The sequence below is a fragment of the Allobosea sp. genome (assembly GCF_017308075.1).
Lineage (GTDB): Bacteria > Pseudomonadota > Alphaproteobacteria > Rhizobiales > Beijerinckiaceae > Allobosea.
Genome location: NZ_JAFKFX010000023.1, coordinates 155,833 through 176,030, shown reverse-complemented (window position 1 = coordinate 176,030; position 20,198 = coordinate 155,833). Strand labels below are relative to the sequence as shown.

16 protein-coding genes are annotated in these 20,198 nt (G+C 68.0%); 7 read left to right on the top strand and 9 right to left on the bottom strand.

The genetic code is table 11. The annotated features are described in order from the left end of the window. The first annotated feature begins 212 nt into the window (after positions 1–212). Positions 213–1,388 carry a M20 aminoacylase family protein gene (locus tag J0J10_RS01750; RefSeq protein WP_291644787.1) on the top strand — a complete coding sequence of 392 codons (1,176 nt, stop codon included), beginning with the start codon at positions 213–215 and terminating at the stop codon, positions 1,386–1,388. 11 nt (positions 1,389–1,399) lie between these two features. Then, positions 1,400–2,506: an NAD(P)/FAD-dependent oxidoreductase gene (locus tag J0J10_RS01745; RefSeq protein WP_291644785.1), complete on the top strand. Its 1,107-nt coding sequence runs from the start codon at positions 1,400–1,402 to the stop codon at positions 2,504–2,506. A 111-nt stretch (positions 2,507–2,617) separates the two neighbouring features. Here the strand turns inward: J0J10_RS01745 and J0J10_RS01740 are convergent, their stop codons facing one another. Further along, on the bottom strand, positions 2,618–2,953 hold the full coding sequence (locus tag J0J10_RS01740) for a GIY-YIG nuclease family protein (protein ID WP_291644783.1): 336 nt from the start codon (positions 2,951–2,953) through the stop codon (positions 2,618–2,620). Between the two features lie 99 nt (positions 2,954–3,052). Here J0J10_RS01740 and J0J10_RS01735 point away from each other — a divergent pair, with 99 nt between their 5' ends. Continuing rightward, entirely contained in the window at positions 3,053–3,622 is a 570-nt protein-coding gene (locus J0J10_RS01735) for a DUF2239 family protein (protein WP_291644781.1), read from the top strand. Here the strand turns inward: J0J10_RS01735 and eda are convergent. From eda to J0J10_RS01695, 8 genes are all read right to left on the bottom strand, one after another. Beyond that, complete coding sequence (gene eda, locus J0J10_RS01730) at positions 3,619–4,263, bottom strand: bifunctional 4-hydroxy-2-oxoglutarate aldolase/2-dehydro-3-deoxy-phosphogluconate aldolase (protein ID WP_291644779.1); 645 nt, start codon at positions 4,261–4,263, stop codon at positions 3,619–3,621. The genes J0J10_RS01735 and eda overlap by 4 nt on opposite strands. Before the next feature lie 192 nt (positions 4,264–4,455). Beyond that, entirely contained in the window at positions 4,456–5,145 is a 690-nt protein-coding gene (gene pgl, locus J0J10_RS01725) for a 6-phosphogluconolactonase (RefSeq protein WP_291644777.1), read from the bottom strand. After that, on the bottom strand, positions 5,142–6,650 hold the full coding sequence (gene zwf / locus J0J10_RS01720; RefSeq protein WP_291644754.1) for a glucose-6-phosphate dehydrogenase: 1,509 nt from the start codon (positions 6,648–6,650) through the stop codon (positions 5,142–5,144). The genes pgl and zwf overlap by 4 nt, the downstream gene beginning before the upstream one ends. Positions 6,651–6,975: 325 nt before the next feature. Beyond that, positions 6,976–7,731, bottom strand: a complete 756-nt coding sequence (locus tag J0J10_RS01715; RefSeq protein WP_291644752.1) for an ABC transporter ATP-binding protein — start codon at positions 7,729–7,731, stop codon at positions 6,976–6,978. Beyond that, the gene (locus J0J10_RS01710; protein WP_291644750.1) at positions 7,728–8,576 is read right to left on the bottom strand and encodes an ABC transporter ATP-binding protein; all 849 of its coding nucleotides are present in this window, start codon (positions 8,574–8,576) and stop codon (positions 7,728–7,730) included. Before J0J10_RS01710 ends, J0J10_RS01715 begins: the two co-directional genes overlap by 4 nt. Positions 8,577–8,584: 8 nt before the next feature. Further along, entirely contained in the window at positions 8,585–9,496 is a 912-nt protein-coding gene (nikC, locus tag J0J10_RS01705; RefSeq protein WP_291641127.1) for a nickel transporter permease, read from the bottom strand. 11 nt (positions 9,497–9,507) lie between these two features. Continuing rightward, entirely contained in the window at positions 9,508–10,575 is a 1,068-nt protein-coding gene (locus tag J0J10_RS01700) for an ABC transporter permease (protein WP_291644748.1), read from the bottom strand. Positions 10,576–10,692: 117 nt separating this feature from the next. Then, on the bottom strand, positions 10,693–12,282 hold the full coding sequence (locus tag J0J10_RS01695) for an ABC transporter substrate-binding protein (RefSeq protein WP_465247141.1): 1,590 nt from the start codon (positions 12,280–12,282) through the stop codon (positions 10,693–10,695). Positions 12,283–12,533: 251 nt separating this feature from the next. Here J0J10_RS01695 and J0J10_RS01690 point away from each other — a divergent pair, with 251 nt between their 5' ends. Genes J0J10_RS01690 through J0J10_RS01675 form a run of 4 tightly spaced genes read left to right on the top strand, consistent with a single transcriptional unit; the run spans position 12,534 to position 20,045 of the window. Then, positions 12,534–15,920 carry a transglutaminase family protein gene (locus tag J0J10_RS01690; RefSeq protein ID WP_291644744.1) on the top strand — a complete coding sequence of 1,129 codons (3,387 nt, stop codon included), beginning with the start codon at positions 12,534–12,536 and terminating at the stop codon, positions 15,918–15,920. Between the two features lie 9 nt (positions 15,921–15,929). Then, on the top strand, positions 15,930–18,449 hold the full coding sequence (locus tag J0J10_RS01685) for a circularly permuted type 2 ATP-grasp protein (protein WP_291644742.1): 2,520 nt from the start codon (positions 15,930–15,932) through the stop codon (positions 18,447–18,449). A 10-nt stretch (positions 18,450–18,459) separates the two neighbouring features. Continuing rightward, a complete protein-coding gene (locus tag J0J10_RS01680) occupies positions 18,460–19,338 on the top strand; it encodes a transglutaminase family protein (protein WP_291644740.1) in 879 nt (292 codons plus the stop codon). Further along, positions 19,335–20,045: an HAD family hydrolase gene (locus J0J10_RS01675; RefSeq protein ID WP_291644738.1), complete on the top strand. Its 711-nt coding sequence runs from the start codon at positions 19,335–19,337 to the stop codon at positions 20,043–20,045. Before J0J10_RS01680 ends, J0J10_RS01675 begins: the two co-directional genes overlap by 4 nt. Positions 20,046–20,198 lie beyond the last annotated feature (153 nt).

Here is a 20,198-nt window from a genome sequence, read left to right as displayed (position 1 = left end):
TAATTCGCGGCGCCTCTCGCGAGCGCCCCGACAGGCCGGACATCCAAGGACCGACGGCCGCCGGGATCAAGCGGATTGCGTGGTGGCGCCATTCGCGCGCCTCTTCCCCCTCATGCCGCAATCGGCTTGGACAGGGTGCGCCCGCTCGCGCTAGCTTGCCGCATCAGGCAACCCGATTTCTGTGAAGTTGCCGCCAACGGCCCGAGGATACGATGCCCAAATCCGAACTCATCGCGGCGATCGAGCCCGAGATCACCGCGATCCGTCGCGATTTTCATCGCCATCCCGAGTTGCTCTTCGACGTGAACCGCACCGCCGGGATCGTCGCCGACAAGCTCCGGGAATGGGGGGTCGACGAGGTCGTCACCGGCATCGGGCGGACCGGCGTCGTCGGCGTGATCAAGGGCAAGGGCCAGGGCTCCGGCAAGGTCATCGGCCTGCGCGCCGACATGGATGCGTTGCCGATCCATGAGGAAACCAATCTCGAGCACCGCTCGACCGTGCCCGGCAAGATGCATGCCTGCGGCCATGACGGCCATACCGCCATGCTGCTCGGCGCCGCCAAATATCTGGCGCAGACCCGCGATTTCGACGGCACCGCCATCATGATCTTCCAGCCGGCCGAGGAAGGCGGCGGCGGCGGCAAGGAGATGTGCAAGGACGGGCTGATGGAGCGCTTCGGCGTGCAGGAGGTCTACGGGCTGCACAACATGCCGGGCCTGCCGATCGGCCAGTTCGCGATCCGCAAGGGGCCGATGATGGCCGCGGCCGACCGCTTCCTGCTCAAGCTCGAAGGCCGCGGCGGCCATGCCGCCAAGCCGAACGAGACGGTCGACCCGCTGGTCGGCGCCTGCCAGCTCGTCTCCTCGCTGCAGACCATCGCCTCGCGCAATGCCGACCCGCTCGATTCCGTGGTCGTCTCGGTGACGGCGTTGCAGGCCGGCGAGGCCTTCAACGTCATCCCCCAGCATGTCGTGATCAAGGGCACGGTGCGCTCGCTCTCGCCGGAGATGCGCGACCTCGCCGAGAAGCGCTTCCGCGAGATCGTCACCGGCACGGCCCAGGCTTTCGGCCTGAGCTTCGAGATCGAATACGAGCGCGGCTATCCGGTGACCTTCAACCATGCCGGCCAGACCGATTTCGTCACCAGCGCGACGAAGAACGTCTTCGGCAAGGAGGCGATCGACACCGAGGTGCCGCCGACCATGGGCTCGGAGGATTTCTCCTTCATGCTCGAGGAGCGGCCCGGAGCCTATATCTTCATGGGCAATGGCGACTCCGCCGGGCTGCACCACCCGGCCTATGAGTTCAACGACAAGGCGCTGCCGGTCGGCATGACCTATTGGGCGAGCCTGGTCGAGATCGCCATGCCGCAGCGGGCGGGCTGAGCACGGATCGCATGAGCGACATCGACTGTCTCGTCATCGGGGCCGGCGTCGTCGGCCTCGCGACGGCCCGCGCGCTTGCGTTCGCCGGCCGCGAGGTCGTGATCGCCGAGGCGGCCGAGGGCATCGGCACCCAGACCTCGGCCCGCAACAGCGAGGTCATCCATGCCGGCATCTACTATCCGCCGGGGTCGCTAAAGGCGCAGGTCTGCGTCGACGGCCGCAAGCTGCTCTACGACTACCTTCGCGAGCGCGGCCTGCCCCACAAGGCCTGTGGCAAGCTGATCGTCGGCACCCATGCCGGCCAGCGCGCGGCGCTGGAGACGATCGCGGCGCGCGCCGAAGCCTCCGGCGTCGCCTCGCTGCGCTGGATCGACGCCGCCGAGGCCAGGGCGCTGGAGCCCGAGGTCACCTGCGAAATCGCCCTGCTCTCGCCCGAGACCGGCGTCGTCGACAGCCATGCGCTGATGCTCTCGCTGCTCGGCGAATGCGAGGCGGCGGGCGGCTCGCTCGCGCTCAATACGCCGATCCTGGCCTGGCGCCGCGAGGCCGATGGCTTCAGCGTCGATTTCGGCGGCGAGGAGCCGGCGACGTATACCGCGAACACTGTCGTCAACGCGGCCGGCCATGGCGCGCCGCGCCTGCTCGGCAAGCTCGAAGGCTTCCCGGCGGGGCATGTGCCGAAGCAGTATTTCGCCAAGGGCAATTATTTCTCGCTGCTCGGCAAGCAGCCCTTCAGCCATCTGGTCTACCCGATTCCGGAAGCGGCCGGCCTCGGCATCCATGCGACGATCGACATGGCCGGCCGGGTCAAGTTCGGCCCCGATGTCGAATGGGTCGCCGACGACCAGGACCTGATCGTCGATCCGGCGCGAGCGGAGAAATTCTATGCGGCGATCCGGACCTATTGGCCGGGCCTGCCCGATGGCGCGCTCGTCGCCGACTATGCCGGGATCAGGCCGAAGCTGCACGGGCCGAGCGAACCGATGCCGGATTTCCGTATCGACGGGCCGGCGATCCATGGCGTGCCGGGGCTGGTCAACCTGCTCGGCATCGAAAGCCCGGGACTGACGAGCTCGCTGGCGATCGCCGAGATGGTGATCGAACGGCTGACGAGCTGACGCCGTTCACGTCATGGTCGGGCTTGTCCCGACCATCCACGTCTTCGTTCGGCAAATGCGGTTTTCAAGACGTGGATGCTCGCCACCAGAGCGAGCATGACGGAGCGGCTCTCACAACCCATCCGCCCCCAATTCCGCGCACCAATGCGCCAGCCGCGCCTTCATGACGCGCTCGCGGCCGGCTTCCAGAGCCTTTTCGTCCAGCCGTTCAATTTCCTCGAACGAGAATGCGCCCTCGCCATGCGCGTTCCAGGCCGCCTGCAGGCTGCGCTGGCGGTGGCTGCCATGGCGCAGCGTGAACCAGACACGATTCTTTATGGTCGAGAGATCGGGCGCCTGCCCGGCCCAGCACGCTCCCGTCGCGCCGCAACGCACGAGATAAATCCCGGCGACGACCTTGCGCTCCTTATAGGCCGCCACCGCGGCCTTCCTGTCCTCAGTCAGCATCGACCTCTCCTGTCGTGATCGACCGCCAAATATCACCCGGGCAATATTGACTCAAGGAATTTCATCCGGGTAATTAGCTCGCAACAACGGAGCCCGACGATGACCGACACCGCCGACCGCCCTTGCACCGCCTTCGATGGCGAGGCCCTGCTGGCACGCGGGCCGCTGGCGCAGGTCGCGCTCGCCGTGCGCGCCCGGCTGGCCGAGCGTCCGGATGCGAGCATGCTGACCTTCGAGGATGCGACGGGACGGGTGGTCGATCTCGATCTGCGCGGCTCCGAGGCGGAAATCGTCGCGCGGCTCGGCGGCGCGGAGCCGCGCGGGCGCGGCCGGCCGAAGCTCGGCGTGGTGGCACGGGAAGTGACCCTGCTGCCACGGCATTGGGACTGGCTTTCGGCCCAGCCGGGCGGAGCCTCGCAGGCGCTGCGCCGGCTCGTCGACGAAGCTCGGCGCGGCGATGGCGGGCAGACGCAGGCGCGTATCGCCCGCGAGACCGCCTATCGCTTCATGTCGGCGATGGCCGGGGATCTGCCAGGCTTCGAGGAGGCGTCACGCGCCCTGTTCGCCGGCGACGAGGCCGGCTTCAGGGATCATGCGGCAAGCTGGCCCGGCGACATCCGGACCTATGCGCAGGAACTCGCGTTCAGCCGCCTCGGTCTGGCGGACTAGCCGCGCAGCTCCGCAACCTTCTCGCGCGCTTCGCGGGCGAGCTTGGTCACCTGTGCCCAATCGCGGTTCTTCACGGCGTCGGCCGGGACGAGCCAGGAGCCGCCGACGCAGAGCACCTGCGGCAAGGCGAGGTAATTGCCGAGATTAGCGAGCGAGACGCCGCCGGTCGGACAGAACTTCATCTGCGGGAACGGGCCGGAGAGCGCCTTGAGGCCGGGCACGCCGCCGGCCTGCTCGGCCGGGAAGAACTTGCAGTGCAGGCGCCCCGCCGAGACGGCACGCATGCAGTCGGAGGCCGTCGCGACGCCGGGCAGCCAGGGCAGGCCGGTCTTGCGCATGGCTTCGTCGACGCTCTCGGTGAAACCGGGGCTGACCACGGCGCGGGCGCCGGCATTCTGCACCTCGGCCGCCTGCTGCGGCGTCACCACCGTGCCCGCGACCGGCAGGATTTCCGGCAGTTCGCGCGCGACCTTCTCCAGCGCGGCCATGGCGGCCGGGCGGCGCAAGGTGATCTCGATGACGTCGATGCCGCCGGCGAGCAGGGCCTGCGCCAGCGGCACGGCGATCTCAACCTCGTCGATGACGACGACGGGCACGACGCCACAGGCTGCCAAGCGGGCGATTTCGGGGGCGGTGGACATGCGTTGCTCCTCTCGCGCGTCTTGGCTGACGCCCAATCTCTATCCTCTGAAACACCCCGTCATTCCGGCTGGAGCGGAGCGGAGCGCCGGAATCCATCGTCGAGCGCTGAAGCCCTAGATGGTTTCCGGAGCTGCGCGGCTTCGCCGCTTGTCCGGAATGACGAGCCCGGTCTCGGAGAGCTCGATCTGCCTCTAGGCCTTCGCCCAGTAGACGTCGAGCCCCTGCGGGCGGCCGAGCAGCAGCCCGACCGGGAAGGCGCCGGGCAGTTCGAGCGCCGAAGCCAGCACCTGCTCCTTCTCCTGGCCGGAGATCAGCAGGCAGGCATGGCCGGCGCCCTGCAATCGCGCCGGCGAAAGCGACAGCCGCGGCGGCAGGTCGGGCGGGCTCGCGGCGATGGCGTGGACGCCGGGACCGGCCGACAAGCCGCGCTCGTCACCGGGAAAGAGCGAGGCGATGTGGCCGTCAGTGCCCATGCCGCTGACGACGACATCGACCGCCGGCAGGCCGGCCAGCAGACGGTCGAGGCTGGCGGCCGCAGCGGCGAGATCGTCGCCGGCATTGTGGAAGGAGACGAAGCCGGCGCGCCCGTCGCGCAGCGGCGCGAAGGCGGCACGGATCATCCGCTCGTTCGAGGCGGGATCGCTGGGGGCGACGAAGCGCTCGTCGGTCGGCAGCAAGGTGATTTTCTCCCAGGGGAGATCATGCGCGCCAAGAGCGGCGAGGAAGCGGGCCGGCGTCGAGCCGCCTGGCACGGCGAGCAGCGCCCTGCCCTGTCCCGCCACGAGCGCACGCAGCCTGACCGCGACCGCCTCGGCCAAGGCCCCGGAGGCATCGGCCAGCGTCTCGAAGCGATGGCGCTGGAGCGGACCGGCAGCGCTCATTCGCCGAACTCCGGGTCGGCCCAGGAACGACCCTCGCGCTCGATCAGGCCGATCGCCTGCGAGGGGCCCCAGGAGCCGGCGGCATAGCGATGCGGCTGGGGATAGTATTCCTGCCAGCCGGCCAGGATCGGGTCGATCCAGGTCCAGGCCTGCTCGACCTCGTCGCGGCGCATGAACAGGGTCTGGTCGCCGCGGATGACATCGGTCAGCAGGCGCTCATAGGCGTCGGGCGTGCGCACGTCGAAGGCGGTCTCGTAGCGCAAATCGAGCTGGCGCGGCACGATCTTGAGCTTGCCGGAGCCCGGCACCTTCATCATCAACTGCATCTGCACGCCGTCATTGGGCTGCAGGCGGATGACGAGGCGGTTGGCGTCGAGGCGGCCGCAATCGCCGGGATTGCCGAAGATCGAGTGCGGCACCGGCTTGAAGGTGACGGCGATCTCGGAATAGCGCTGCGCCATGCGCTTGCCGGTGCGCAGATAGATCGGCACGCCGGCCCAGCGCCAGGTGTCGAGCTCGCAGCGGATCGAGACGAAGGTCTCGGTGTTGCTGGCATGGCCGAGCTCGTCGGCATAGCCCTTGACCCTCTGGCCCTCGATGACGCCCGGCCCGTACTGGCCGCGCACGGTCCAGCGCTGGACGTCGGGGCCGACGATCGGCCTGAGCGCCTTGAGCACGCGGACCTTCTCGTCACGCACCGCATCGGCCTCGAGCAGGTTGGGCGGCTCGATGGCGAAGAGGCAGAGCAGCTGCAGCACGTGGTTCTGGACCATGTCGCGCAGATGCCCGGCCTTGTCGTAATAGCCGGCGCGCGATTCGAGCCCGACCGTCTCGGCCACCGTGATCTGGACATTGTCGATGTCGCGGCTCGACCAGGAGCGCTCGAACAGCGTGTTGGCGAAGCGCAGGACGAGCAGATTCTGCACCGTCTCCTTGCCGAGATAATGATCGATCCGGTAGGTCCGGCTTTCCGGCAGGATACGGGCGACGGCGTCGTTGATGGCCCGCGCCGAGTGAAGATCGCGCCCGAGCGGCTTCTCCAGGATGACGCGCGAGGTCGGCGTCAGGATGCCGGAGCTGGCGAGGTTCTCGCAGATCGGGATGAACAGGTCCGGCGGCGTCGAGAGATAGAAGGAGCGGACATGCTCGGACTCGCCGAGCGCCTCCTTCAGCGCGCCATAGGTCTCGGGCTTCACCGCATCGAGCAGCACCATGGTCAGGCGACGCTGGAAGGCGGCGATGCGCTCGGACGACAAGCCCGCCGCGGCGAGCTTGCCGGCGATCTCGCGCGGAATGCCTTCGAGATCCTCCTGCTTGCGGACGATGCCGAGGATGCGGCTCTCGGCCGGCAGAACGCCCTCCTCATTGCGCTGCGCCAGCGCCGGGAAGAGCTTGCGCAAGGCGAGGTCGCCGCCGGCGCCGAAGATCACCAGATCGAAGGGCGGCACCGGCGTGCGCTCGGGTGCAGCCTCCGGCTTCAGCAGGCGTTCGGCGATGGCGTCCATGACGGCATACTCCTGGGCGGCCCAGTGGAGCCGAATCCTGCGACGACAATGCGACCAAGCACGCAGCTTGCCAAACGCTTTGGGGAACGGGGTGCCGCGACCTATCCCCTCTCCCCTTGCGGGAGAGGGTTAGGGCGAGGGGCCTCGCGACCTCTCCGTCATGCTCGCCCTTGTGGCGAGCATCCACGTCTTGGATCATGACAGCTCGACCGGCGAAGACGTGGATGGTCGGGACAAGCCCGACCATGACGCGGCAAGGTCGGAGCGACTCCTCATCCGGCCCTTCGAGCCCCTTCTCCCGCAAGGGGAGACGGGGAGGACGCTGCTACCCCGCCCGGCGAAAGCCCTCGCTCGCGATCAGCAATTGCCGGGCATAGTCCGTCCGCGGCGTGCGCGCGGCGAGCGTTTCGGCGCTCATCTCCTCGACACCGCGGCCGAACTGCATGACCAGCAGCCGCTCGCACATATGGCCGACGACGGCGAGATCGTGGCTGACCAGGATATAGGTGAGCTTGCGCTCCTGGCGCAGCGCCTGCAGCAGGTTCAGCACCTCGGCCTGGATCGAGACGTCGAGCGCCGAGGTCGGCTCGTCGAGCAGGAGGATTGTCGGCTCCAGCACCAGAGCGCGGGCGATGGCGACGCGCTGGCGCTGTCCACCCGAGAGCTGATGCGGGAAGCGGAAGCGGAAGGAGGCCGGCAGGCCGACATCCGCCATGGCGCGGGTGATCTTCGCCTCCGCATCGCGGAGGCCGTGGATGGCGAGCGGCTCGGCCAGCGTATCGTCGACGGTCTTCTTCGGATGCAGCGAACCGTAAGGGTCCTGGAAGACCATCTGCACGGCCCGGTAGAAGGCCTTGTCGCGGATCTTGGGCTGGCGCTTGCCGAGAATGTCGACCTCGCCGCTCCACTCGCGGTTGAGGCCAGCGAGCACACGCAGCACGGTCGACTTGCCGGAGCCGGATTCGCCGACGATGCCATAGCTCTCGCCCGGCGAGACGGCGAAGGAGAGGTCCTTCACGACATGGGAATCGCCGAAGGAAACGTTGAGCTTCTCGACGGTGATGGCGGGTTGTGTGGTCATGCCAGCCATGCCGGGTCGCGGGTGAGGGTCGCGAGCTTGTCGCGGGGATGGTCGAGATCGGGCAGGCAGCCGAGCAGCCCGCGCGTATAGGGGTGCTGGGCCCGGTCGAGCTCGCTCGCCGGCAGGGTCTCCATCGCCTTGCCGCCATACATCACGATGACACGGTCGCAGAACGACTTCACTAGATGCAGATCGTGGCTGATGAAGATCAGCCCCATGCCGCGGCTGGTGACGAGATCGTCGAGGATCTTGAGGATCTGGAGCTGGACCGTGACGTCGAGGGCCGAGGTCGGCTCGTCGGCGATCAGGATGTCCGGCTCGGCGATCAGCATCATCGCGATCATCACGCGCTGGCCCATGCCGCCCGAGACCTCGTGCGGATAGAGCCCGTAGACGCGGGCGGGCTCGCGGATCTGCACCGCCTCGAGCATAGCGAGGCTGCGCTCCTTGGCCTCGCGCGCACTCGCCTTGTGGTGGACGCGATAGGCCTCGGCGATCTGGTCGCCGACGGTCTGGACCGGATTCAGCGAGAATTTCGGGTCCTGCATCACCATCGAGATATGGCGGCCGCGCAATTTGCGACGGCTGCCCTTGTCCATCGCCGTCAGATCCTGACCGCGGAATTCCATCCGCTTCGCCGTGACCACGCCGGGATGCGGGATCAAATCGAGGATGGCACGGCTGGTCATCGACTTGCCGGAACCGGATTCGCCGACGATGCCGAGCCGCTCGCGGCCGAGCGTGAAGGAGAGCCCGCGCACCGCATTGACGATGCCGGTCGGGGTGTGGAAATCGACGCGCAGATCGTCGAGCGCGAGCAGGATTTGATCAGAGCTTGCGTTCATCTTGGTGCTCACCTCGCATCCAGAACGTCGCGCAAGCCATCGCCGAGCAGGTTGAAGCCGAGCGCCACGACGCAGATGGCGAGACCCGGGAAGGTCGCGACCCACCACTGGTCGAAGATCTGCTCGCGGCCGGTCGAGATCATCGCGCCCCATTCCGGGATCGGCGGCTGGGCGCCGAGGCCGAGGAAGCCGAGGCCGGCTGCGATGATGATGATGCCGGCCATGTCGTAGGTGGTGCGCACGATCAGCGAGGGCACGCACATCGGCACGACGTGCTTCAGCACGATGCGCAGCTGGCTCGCACCCTGCAGGCGCATCGCCGAGATGTAATCGGCATTGCGGATGAGCATCGTCTCCGCCCGGGCAACACGGGCATAGGGCGGCCAGGCGGTGAAGGCGATGGCGATGACGGCATTCTCCAGCCCCGGCCCCAGCGCGGCGACGAAGGCGAGCGCCAGGACGAGGCGCGGGAAGGCGAGGAAGACATCGGTGATGCGCATCAGCACGGTGTCGACCCAGCCGCCGAAATAGCCGGCGGCGCAGCCGATCAGGAGGCCGAGCGGCCCGACCGTGATGACGACGAGCATGACGATCACCAGCGTGACGCGGGTGCCGTAGACGATCCGGCTGAAGATGTCGCGACCGAGCGCGTCGGTGCCGAACCAATTCCTGGCGGAGGGCGCCAGCAGGCGCTGATCGAGCGCCTGCGCCAGCGGGTCATGTGGCGCGACCAGCGGCGCGAAGGCCGCGAGGAGCAGCAAGGCGAGGACGATCAGGAGGCCGACCATGGCGGCCGGGTTCTTCCTGAAGGCGAGCCATTGCCGGTAGAGCTGGCCGAGCCGGGCCTGCCGGCGCGATTCCGGCGAGGTCGTGGTCAGCCAGGAATGCCAGCCGGCGGAGGTGGCGGTCTGATCGGTCATGGCCATCCTCCTCAGCGTGCCCGCGGATCGGCCAGCCGGCCGAGGATGTCGGAGAACAGGTTGACGCCGATGAAGACGGCGCCGACCACCAGCGTGCCGCCGAGCACCGCGTTCATGTCGGCGTTGAGCAGCGCATTGGTGAGATAGCGGCCGAGGCCCGGCCAGGCGAAGATCGTCTCGGTCAGCACCGAGCCTTCGAGCAGGTGCATGTAGGAGAGCGCGATCACGGTGACGAGCGGCACGAATGCGTTGCGCAGCGCATGGCCGCAGACCACGCGCCATTCCGAGAGACCCTTCACCCGCGCCGCGACGACATATTGCTGCTGCAGCTCGGTGATCATGAAGCTGCGGGTCATGCGGCTGATATAGGCGACCGAGAGCAGGCCGAGCACGGAAGCCGGCAGGATGAGGTGCCAGAAGGCGTCCACGACGGCCTCCCACTCGCCCTGCATGGCGGCATCGAGCATGACGAGGCCGGTCACCGGCGTAACGAAATCCTGATAGGCGATCGAGAGACGACCGGGACCTGCGACCCAGCCGAGCTTGGCGTAGAACAAGAGGAGTCCCATCAGGCCGAGCCAGAAGACCGGGATCGAATAGCCGACCAAGCCGATCACGCGGGCAACCTGGTCGATCCAGCGACCCTGGTTGACGGCGGCGAGGATGCCGAGCGGGACGCCGAGCACGACGCCGATCAGCGTGCCGAGCGTCGCCAGTTCCAGCGTCGCCGGAAACACCGTCTTGATATCGTCCGTGACCTTCTGCGCGGTCAGCACCGAGGTGCCGAGATCGCCGCGGAAGACCTTGCCGACATAGATCGCAAACTGCTCCCAAAGCGGCTTGTCGAGACCGAGCTCGAGCCGCGCCTTGTCGTAGACATCGGCCGGCGCCCGGTCGCCGACCATGGCGAGGACGGGGTCGATCGGCATGACGCGGGCGATCAGGAAGGTGACGAGCAGCAGGCCGAAGATGGTAATCGCAACCGTGGTCAGCTCGCGGCCGAGAATCCTGCCCCAGCGCAGGGCGCGACTCTTGGCCCGCGGCGGTGCGGACGGGGTCGAGGCGGTGATCGAGGCCATTGGCGGCTCCGTTCTTCTTGTTGTTCTTGGGGCTTCGCAGGCACCGCCGGCGACAAAGCAGAAAACCCGCCGCAGCCTCCTATCGGGCTACGGCGGGTTCCGGCGGCGGCAGATGCCTCAGTTCTTGGCGATCGGCGCGTAGAAATTGGTGTCGGAGCTCGGCCCGATCACCCAATTGTCGACGTTCTTGCGCTGCGCCGAGACCTCGACCTGCTGGAACATGATGACGAAGGGCGAGACCTTCTGGTGCTCGCGCTGCAGCTCGCCATAAACGGCGGCGCGCTTGGCCGCGTCGGTCTCGAGCACATTGGCCTGGGTGACCTTGGTCATCTCCGGGATGTCCCAGGCGTTGCGCCAGGCCAGCGTCTTCGACTTCGCGTCCTCGCCATTGTTCTCGTTGATCGCGAAGGTCTCGGCATTGGTGTGCGGATCGAGATAGTCCGGGCCCCACTGGCCGATATAGATGTCATGGGTCCGGGCACGGTACTTGGTCAGGGTCTGCTTGCCGTCGCCCGGAATGATCTCGAGCTTGATGCCGGCCTGGGCCCAGGTCGACTGGATCGCCTGGGTGATGTCGGTGATCGGGTTGACCGAGCGGGTGTCGATCGTGACCGTGAAGCCGTTCGGCAGCCCGGCCTTGGCGAGCAGTTCCTTGGCCTTGGCGACGTCGAGCTTGTAGGGCTTGTCGTCGATAGCGCCGAGGAAGCCCTTGGGCAGGAAGGCCTGGTGGCTCTTGTAGGTGCCCTCGACGATGTTCTTCTCGATCGCGTCGTAGTCGACCAGCCATTTCAAGGCTTCGCGCACCTCGGGCTTGGCGAGGTTCGGATTCTTCTGGTTCAGGCCGAGATAGAGGATGTAGCCCTTGTCGCCCTGGACGATCTCGACATTGGCGTTGCCCTTGACCGCGGCGAGCTGGTCCTTGGAGAGATTGCGGGCGATGTCGATGTCGCCCTTCTCCAGCAGCAGGCGCTGCGAGGCCGGCTCGGCGACATGGCGGACGATGACGCGCCTGGTCTTCGGCGCGCCCTTGTACCAGCTCTCATTGGCGTCGAGCGCATATTGCTCGTTCGGGCGATAGGCGCGGACCTTGTAGGCGCCGGAGCCGGCCGAGGCCAGCTTCAGCCAGCCATTGCCCCAGTCGCCATCCTTCTCATTGGCCTTGACCAGCTTGGAGTCGACGATCGAGGCGACGCCGGAGGTCAGACAGTTCAGGAAGAAGCTCGGCGCGAAGGGCTTGGAGACGGTGATGACCACGGTGTGGTCGTCGGCAGCCTTCACCTTGTCGAGCACGGTGTCCTTGTTCAGGCCGAACTGGGTGAGGATGAAGCCCGGCGACTTGTTGAGCGTCACCGCACGCTGGAAGGAATACACCACGTCGGCGGCGGTGAGCGGATTTCCGGAATGGAACTTCACGCCCGGACGGAGCTTGAAGGTGTAGGTCAGATTGTCGGGGCTGACCGTCCAGCTCTGGGCAAGCTCGCCGATCAGCGCGTTGTTGTTCTTGAGGTCGACGCCGATCAGCTTGTCGTAGAGATTGGTGACCACCTCGACGCCGGAGAATTCGAAGGCCTCGGCCGGGTCGAGCGTGATGATGTCGTCGATCTGCTTGGCCATGACGATGGTGTCCTTCGGCGTCTGGGCCTGGGCGGTCGAGGCCATCAGGACGGCGAAGGCCGAAGCCGCCATCAGTTTCGCGACGTGACGCATGGAAATCCCCATTGTGCGGTTTTGCGGGCGCCCCGGCGCCCGTTGGGGCGCAATGTGGAGCCAGAGCGGGGCGGATGTCCAGCGCCCCGCAATGTATCCAATAGGCCTGTCCCGACTGCCCGCTACTTGCGCAAACTGATCGGGCTTCCGGCACATTCTTGCGCAGCGGCAGGCTTGTCCCGGCCGGCTCCCCGTTTATCGTGGGCGGGTCGGGCTGCTCGGCCCGGCGAACCCGAAGCAGGCGCCCGCCCTTGGCCATCATCGCTGCACTGCATCACGTCACCCATTACCGCTATGATCGGCCGGTGACGCTCGGGCCGCAGATCATCCGGCTTCGTCCAGCACCGCATTGCCGCTCGGCGGTGCAGAGCTATTCGCTCAAGGTCACGCCGGCGCAGCATTTCGTGAACTGGCAGCAGGACCCGAACGGCAACTGGCTCGCGCGTTACGTCTTCCCCGAGCCGGTCACCGAGTTCCGCATCGAGGTCGATCTCGTCACCGAGCTCTCGATCATCAACCCGTTCGACTTCTTCGTCGCCAGCGAGGCCGAACACTTCCCGTTCGCCTATCCCGAGGAGCTGCATGACGAGCTCGCACCCTATCTCGTCACCGAACCGGCCGGGCCGCTGCTGAGCGCCTTCGTCGCGACGATCCCGCGAGAACGCATGAACACGGTCAACTTCATCGTCGATCTCAATGCGCGCCTTCAGCAAATGATCGCCTATGGCATCCGGATGGAGCCCGGCGTGCAGGAGCCGGAGGAGACGCTGGCGCTGAAGGCCGGCTCCTGCCGCGACAGCTCCTGGCTGCTCGTCCAGATCCTGCGCCGGCTCGGCCTCGCTGCCCGCTTCGTCTCCGGCTACCTGATCCAGATGAAGGCGGATATCGACCCGCTGGAAGGACCGCGCGGCACCGACAAGGACTTCACCGACCTGCACGCCTGGGCCGAGGTCTATATTCCCGGCGCCGGCTGGATCGGGCTCGATCCGACCTCGGGCCTGCTCACCGGCGAGGGCCATCTGCCGCTGGCGGCGACGCCGCATTACCGCTCGGCCGCGCCGGTCAGCGGCATGGCGAGCTATGCCGAGACGCAGTTCGGCTTCGAGATGGAGGTGACGCGCATCCATGAGGCGCCGCGCATCACCCTGCCCTTCTCCGACGAATCCTGGACGCGGCTCGATGCGCTCGGCGAGCAGGTCGAGGCCGACCTCCAGGCCCAGGACGTCCGCCTCACCATGGGCGGAGAGCCGACCTTCGTCTCGATCGACGACCAGTCGGGCGAGGAATGGAACACCGCCGCCGTCGGCCCGACCAAGCGTCAGCGCGCCGATCTGCTGATCCGGCGGCTGCGCGAGCGCTTCGCGCCCGGCGGCATGCTGCATTACGGCCAGGGCAAATGGTATCCGGGCGAGAGCCTGCCGCGCTGGGCCTTCGCCCTCTACTGGCGCCAGGATGGCGAGCCGATCTGGCGCAATGCGGCGTTGATCGCGCGCGAGCCCGGTGCCCTCACCGGCAGCGACCGCGAGCATGAGGCCGTGCCGACACCGGCCGCCGTCGAGGCGCTGGCGGCAGGGCTCGCCGAGCGGCTCGGCATCGGCCCCGACCATGTGCTGCCGGCCTATGAGGATACCGGGCACTGGCTGATCAAGGAGGGACAGCTCCCCGCCAATGTCGACCCGCTCGACCCGAAGCTCTCCGACCCCGAGGAGCGCGCCCGCATGGTCCGCGTCTTCGAGCGCGGGCTCGACAAGCCGAGCGGCTATGTCATTCCGGTGCAGCGCTGGCAGGCAGCGGCGGACGACCGCCGCTGGCGCTCGGAGAAATGGAAGCTCCGGCGCGGCAGGCTCTTCCTGGTGCCAGGCGATTCTCCGGTCGGCTATCGCCTGCCGCTCGGCTCGCTGCCGCATCTGCCGAAGAGCGACTATCCGCATATCCACCCGCAGGACCCGCTGGAACCGCGCGGCCATCTGCCGGGCTCCCCGGCCGCTGCTCCGCCTCCGCCAGGGAGAAGCAGTGCCCTCGCAGCCGCACCTCCCGCGAGCCCGATCCAGCCCTCGCGCCCTGTCGAAAGCGCAAGCGCAGCCACCCGGCAGGACATCGTCGAGCAAGACCTCACAGCCGACGCGGTGCGGACCGCGCTCAGCATCGAGGTGCGCGACGGGGTGCTCTGCATCTTCCTGCCGCCGGTCGAGCGGCTGGAGGATTATCTCGACCTGATCGCCAGCATCGAGGAAGTCGCCGAAGCCAGCAGCCAACCGGTGCATATCGAGGGCTATGCGCCACCGCATGATCCACGCCTCAACGTGATCAAGGCGACACCCGATCCCGGCGTGATCGAGGTCAATGTGCATCCGGCGCGGAACTGGGCGGAAGCGGTCGCGATCACCCGCGGCGTCTATGAGGAGGCAAGGCAATCCCGGCTCTGCGCCGAGAAATTCATGGTCGACGGGCGCCATACCGGCACCGGTGGCGGCAACCATGTCGTGCTCGGCGGCGTAACCCCGGCCGACAGCCCCTTCCTGCGCCGGCCGGACCTGCTCAAGAGCATCGTGCTCTACTGGCAGCGGCACCCGTCGCTGTCCTATCTGTTCTCCGGCCTGTTCATCGGCCCGACGAGCCAGGCGCCGCGCATCGACGAGGCCCGGCACGACCAGCTCTATGAGCTCGAGATCGCGCTGGCGCAGACGCCCGGACCGGGCGAGCCGGCGATCCCGCTCTGGCTGGTCGACCGGCTCTATCGCAACCTCCTCGTCGACGTCTCCGGCAACACCCACCGCACCGAGATCTGCATCGACAAACTCTATTCGCCGGACGGGCCGACCGGCCGGCTCGGGCTGATCGAGTTCCGCTCCTTCGAGATGCCGCCGGATGCGCGGATGTCGCTCGCCCAGCAATTGCTGATCCGGGCACTGGTCGCCTGGTTCTGGCGCGTGCCGCAGCGCGGTAGGCCGGTGCGCTGGGGCACGGCGCTGCACGACCGGTTCATGCTGCCGGAGATGGTCGCGCAGGATTTCCGCGAGGTGCTCGATGACCTCGCCGGCGCCGGCTACGCCTTCGATCCCGGCTGGTTTGCCGCGCAGCATGAGTTCCGCTTCCCGTTCTTCGGCAAGGTCAGTCAGGGCGGCGTCGAACTGGAACTGCGGCAGGCGCTCGAGCCCTGGCACGTCATGGGCGAGGAGGGCGCGATCGGCGGTACGGTGCGCTATGTCGACTCTTCGGTCGAGCGCCTGCAGGTCAAGGCGAGCGGTCTGATACCGGGCCGGCATATCATCACCTGCAACGGGCGGGCACTGCCGATGTGCGAGATCGCCGCCGGAACCAGCATCGCCGGCCTGCGCTTCAAGGCCTGGCAGCCGGCCTCGGGGCTGCACCCGACGATTCCCGTGCATGCACCATTGACCTTCGACATCGTCGATAGCTGGGCCGGCCGCTCGCTCGGGGGCTGCGTCTACCATGTCGCCCATCCCGGCGGGCGCAACTACGAAACGCCGCCGGTGAATTCCTATGAGGCCGAGGCGAGAAGACTCGCTCGTTTCGAGGCGATCGGCCATAGTCCCGGTCCCCTGGCGATTCCCGCCGAAGCGCGCAATCCGGAGTTCCCCATGACCCTCGATTTGCGTCGCCCGATCGGCATTTGAGTGCGCGCCATGGCGCTGCAAGGCAGGTTGAACTCGGCGCGGTCACGGAGTGAGCGGCGCAATGCGCTGCTGACGGGCTATCGCCCGCTGCCCGGCGCCTATGACGAGCTGATGGCTCCGGACGGGACCGTGCGCCCGCAATGGGAACCGTTCCTGACCGAATGGGCCGGGCTTTCCGCCGACGAGTTGCAGCGCCGCTTCGGCCTCGCCGACCGCCATGTCCGCGACACCGGCGTGTCCTATCGCGTCCATGGCGACGTCGATGCCAACGACCCGCTCGCCGGCGAGCGGGCCTGGCCGCTCAACCATGCCCCGCTGGTCATCACCGGTGCCGAATGGCAGGTCATCGCCGCCGGTGTCGCCCAGCGTGCGCAGTTGCTCGATGCCGTGCTTGCCGACATTTACGGCCCCGGCCGGCTGGTCCGCGACGGCGCGCTGCCGGCTGCGGCGATCACCGGCAGCCCCGATTATCTGCGCCCCCTGCAGGGAACGAACGGCGCCGGGCAGTTGCAGCTCTACGCCGCCGATCTCGGCCGCGGGCCGGATGGCCGCTGGTGGGTGCTCGGCGACAAGACGCAGGCGCCGTCGGGCGCAGGCTACGCACTGGAGAACCGGCTGGCGCTCGGCCGCGCCTTTCCGGACCTGTTCCGGACGATGAATGTCGAGCGGCTCGCCGCCTTCTTCCAGGGTTTCCGGGCCGGGCTCGTCGCCCGTGCCAAGCGCGTCGAACCGCGCATCTGCCTGCTGACGCCGGGCCATCTCAACGAAAGCTATTTCGAGCAGGCCTATCTCGCGCGCTATCTCGGCTTCCTCCTGGTCGAGGGCGGCGACCTCGTGATGCGCGACGGGCTGATGCATGTGCGCACCATCGGCGGCTTCAAGCGCGCCGACGTGATCTGGCGCCGCATCGACGGCGACTTCGCCGACCCGCTCGAACTCAACGCCGCCTCGGCGCTCGGCGTGCCCGGCCTCGTCGAGGCGATCCGCCAGGACAATGTCGTCGTCGCCAACGGGCTCGGCTCGGGCGTGGTCGAAGCCCGCGCCCTGATGGGCTTCATGCCGGCCTTGGCCCGCGACATCCTCGGCGAGGAGCTGATCCTGCCGAACATCGCGACCTGGTGGTGCGGCCAGCCGCGCGAACGCCAGATCGTGCTCGACCGGCTCGACGAGATGAGCATCGCGCCGGCTTTCCGCGCCAATGGCGGCAACCTCGACGACCAGCCCGTGCTGGTCGCCGATCTCGACCGCACCGAGCGCGAGCGGCTGCGCGTTGCGATCGAACAGCGCGGCCTCGACCATGTCGGCCAGGAGGTGGTCCGGCTCTCGACCATGCCGGTCCTGCACGAGGGCCGGCTGCAGCCACGCCCGATGACGTTGCGCGTCTTCGCGGCGGCGACGCCCGATGGCTGGCAGGTGATGCCGGGCGGCTTCTGCCGCATTTCCGAGGAGACCGATGCGCGCGCCGTGACGATGCGCTCGGCCGTGCGCTCCAGCGATGTCTGGGTGACCTCCGACCGACCGGTCGAGCCGATGACGCTGCTGCCGAGCCCCGACAAGATCGCGATCCGCCGCATCGTCGGCATCCTGCCGAGCCGCGCCGCCGACAACCTGTTCTGGCTCGGACGCTATCTGGAGCGGACCGAGGCGACGCTCCGGCTGGTGCGGGCCGTGCTCGGCCGGCTGATCAATGCCGACGACCAGGCGCCCGGCCATGCCGAGACGATCAAGCGCCTCGCCAATCTGCTGGTGGCCTGGGGCGCAGCGCCCGCCGGTCGCGGCCGGGCGATCGCGAGCCAGGCGACCAGCGCCCTTTACGGGCTGGACGAATATGGCTCCGCCGCTTCTTCCGTGCGCGAAGCCCGCCGGACCGCCTCGGTGATCCGCGAGCGGCTCTCGGTCGATGCCTGGCGCCTGTTCGGCGATCTGCAGCGCCAGCTCACCGCACCGCGCAAGCCGGTGAGCGAGGGCGAGGCCTTCGAGGTCGCCGACAGCGCCCTGAAATCGCTTGCCGCGTTCTCCGGCCTGTCGCAGGAGAACATGGTGCGCGGCGCCGGCTGGCGTTTCCTCGACATCGGCCGGCGGCTCGAGCGCGGCGTCACCACCTGCCGCTATGCCCGCCATTTCGCCGAGAGCGGCACGCCCGGCAACTGCCTCGATGCCCTGCTCGACCTGACGGATTCGCAGATCACCTATCGCTCGCGCTATCTGCTCGGAGCCTCGCTCCAGCCGGTTCTCGATCTCGTCATGCTCGATCCCTACAATCCGCGCTCGGTCGCCTTCCAGGTGGAGCGGCTCGACCAGGAGATCGCGGCCTTACCGACACTCAGCGACGACGGCATGCTGGAGGAACCGCGCCGGCTGGCGCTCAGGCTTGCCGCGGAGTGCCGCACGGCCGAGGCGAGCCGGCTCGACCGCGCCAGCATCCTCCTGTTCGAGCAATTGCTGATGGGCCTGTCGAACGCCGTGGCCGACCGCTACTTTCTACAGAACGCGCATCCGGAAGGGTCGCGGATGACGCAGCTCGCGTGACGGCAGCCGGGTGATCTACGAAATCCGCCATCTGACCAGCTATGCCTATGCACGGCCGGTGCCCTTTGCGCGCTGTATCCTGCGCGTGCTGCCGCGCGAGGGCGACGGCCAGCACGTCGTCGTGAGCCAGCTCAGCGTGACGCCTCGTGCCGCCGAGCGCCAGGACGGGATCTGCTTCTTCGGCAACCGTACGACCACGCTGACCATCGCCAAGCCGCATCGCGAATTGCGGATCGAGACAATGTCGCGTGTCGAGGTCAACCGTGCCGCGACGCCCTTCCCGGCGCTGACGCGCGCCTGGGAAGAGGTCGCCTCGCTCGGGCTCGCGGCCCAGAGCCTCGCCCCGGATTCGCCAGCGCAATACCTCTATCCCAGCCGGCTGGTGCCGACCGTAGCCGAAATCACCGGCTATGCGCAGGAGAGCTTCCAGGCGCACCGCCCGGTGTTCGAAGCGGCCTGCGAGCTGATGGGCCGGGTCCGCCGGGACTTCCGCTACGACCCCGAAGCAACCGAGGTCTCGACACCGATCCGCGAGGCCTTCGCCCAGCGCCACGGCGTCTGCCAGGACTTCGCGCACATCATGATCGCCGGGCTGCGCGGCCTCGGCCTGCCCGCGGCCTATGTCAGCGGCTATCTGCGCACCATCCCGCCGCCGGGCCAGCCCCGCCTCGAAGGCGCCGACGCGACCCATGCCTGGGTGATGATCTGGTGCGGGCCGGAGACCGGCTGGATCGGCCTCGACCCGACCAATGACCTGATTGTCGGCGACGACCACATCATCACCGCCACCGGCCGCGACTATGCCGATGTCTCCCCGCTCGACGGCGTGCTGGTCGGGCCGGGCAGCCAGAAGCTCGACGTCAAGGTCGACGTGATCCCCGTCTCATGAGCGCGCGCCCGGCGATAAGCGGCATCCTGTTCGACAAGGACGGCACGCTGCTCGATTACCAGGCGAGCTGGGCGCCGATCAATCTGCGCGCCGGCCGGCTGGCGGCTCAGGGCGATCCGGCGCTGGAAGTCCATCTTCTCACCCTCGCCGGGGTCGACCCGTCAACTGGGTTCTCGATCTCGGACGGCCTGCTCGCGGCCGGCAATACAAGGGAGGTCGCGCAGGCCTGGCACGAGGCGGGCAGCAAGTTCCCCGTCGCCGAGCTGACCAGCCGGCTGGACGCCCTGTTCCAGGCCGGCGTCGCCGATGTCGTGCCGGTCTGTGATCTCGCCCCCCTCTTCGCCGGCTTGTCGTGGCGCGGCCTCGCGCTCGGTATCGCCTCTAGCGACAGCGAGGCCGCCGTCTGCGCCACGGCCGAGCGCTTCGGCATCGCGGGACGGCTCGATTTCCTCTGCGGCTATGATTCCGGCCATGGCGCCAAGCCGAAGCCGGGCATGGTCGAGAGCTTCTGCCGCAAGACAGGGCTGCCGGCGCATGCGATCGCGGTGATCGGCGATTCCGCCCATGACATGCATATGGCGGTGGCAGCCGGGGCGGGCCTGCGCATCGCCGTGCTGACCGGGGCCGGCAGCGCCGAGACATTGCGCCCACTCAGCCATCTCCTCCTGCCCAGCATCGCCGACCTGGAGCAGGCGCTGTTCGATTGAGCGGCGGGGAGCGAAGCTTCAGCAGATATCCATCGACCTCATCCTGAGGAGCCGCGAAGCGGCGTCTCGAAGGATGGACCAGATGCTTCTGGAGCCTCCCCAAGCATCCTTCGAGACGGCCCTTCGGGCCTCCTCAGGATGAGGACTGAGCGA

What these genes read in the sequence shown, in the direction of transcription:
- J0J10_RS01750 (WP_291644787.1), top strand. Translation starts at nt 213, where the DNA reads ATGCCCAAATCCGAACTCATCGCGGCGATCGAGCCCGAGATCACCGCG.
- J0J10_RS01745 (WP_291644785.1), top strand. Translation starts at nt 1,400, where the DNA reads ATGAGCGACATCGACTGTCTCGTCATCGGGGCCGGCGTCGTCGGCCTC.
- J0J10_RS01740 (WP_291644783.1), bottom strand. Translation starts at nt 2,953, where the DNA reads ATGCTGACTGAGGACAGGAAGGCCGCGGTGGCGGCCTATAAGGAGCGC.
- J0J10_RS01735 (WP_291644781.1), top strand. Translation starts at nt 3,053, where the DNA reads ATGACCGACACCGCCGACCGCCCTTGCACCGCCTTCGATGGCGAGGCC.
- eda (WP_291644779.1), bottom strand. Translation starts at nt 4,263, where the DNA reads ATGTCCACCGCCCCCGAAATCGCCCGCTTGGCAGCCTGTGGCGTCGTG.
- pgl (WP_291644777.1), bottom strand. Translation starts at nt 5,145, where the DNA reads ATGAGCGCTGCCGGTCCGCTCCAGCGCCATCGCTTCGAGACGCTGGCC.
- zwf (WP_291644754.1), bottom strand. Translation starts at nt 6,650, where the DNA reads ATGGACGCCATCGCCGAACGCCTGCTGAAGCCGGAGGCTGCACCCGAG.
- J0J10_RS01715 (WP_291644752.1), bottom strand. Translation starts at nt 7,731, where the DNA reads ATGACCACACAACCCGCCATCACCGTCGAGAAGCTCAACGTTTCCTTC.
- J0J10_RS01710 (WP_291644750.1), bottom strand. Translation starts at nt 8,576, where the DNA reads ATGAACGCAAGCTCTGATCAAATCCTGCTCGCGCTCGACGATCTGCGC.
- nikC (WP_291641127.1), bottom strand. Translation starts at nt 9,496, where the DNA reads ATGACCGATCAGACCGCCACCTCCGCCGGCTGGCATTCCTGGCTGACC.
- J0J10_RS01700 (WP_291644748.1), bottom strand. Translation starts at nt 10,575, where the DNA reads ATGGCCTCGATCACCGCCTCGACCCCGTCCGCACCGCCGCGGGCCAAG.
- J0J10_RS01695 (WP_465247141.1), bottom strand. Translation starts at nt 12,282, where the DNA reads ATGCGTCACGTCGCGAAACTGATGGCGGCTTCGGCCTTCGCCGTCCTG.
- J0J10_RS01685 (WP_291644742.1), top strand. Translation starts at nt 15,930, where the DNA reads ATGGCGCTGCAAGGCAGGTTGAACTCGGCGCGGTCACGGAGTGAGCGG.
- J0J10_RS01675 (WP_291644738.1), top strand. Translation starts at nt 19,335, where the DNA reads ATGAGCGCGCGCCCGGCGATAAGCGGCATCCTGTTCGACAAGGACGGC.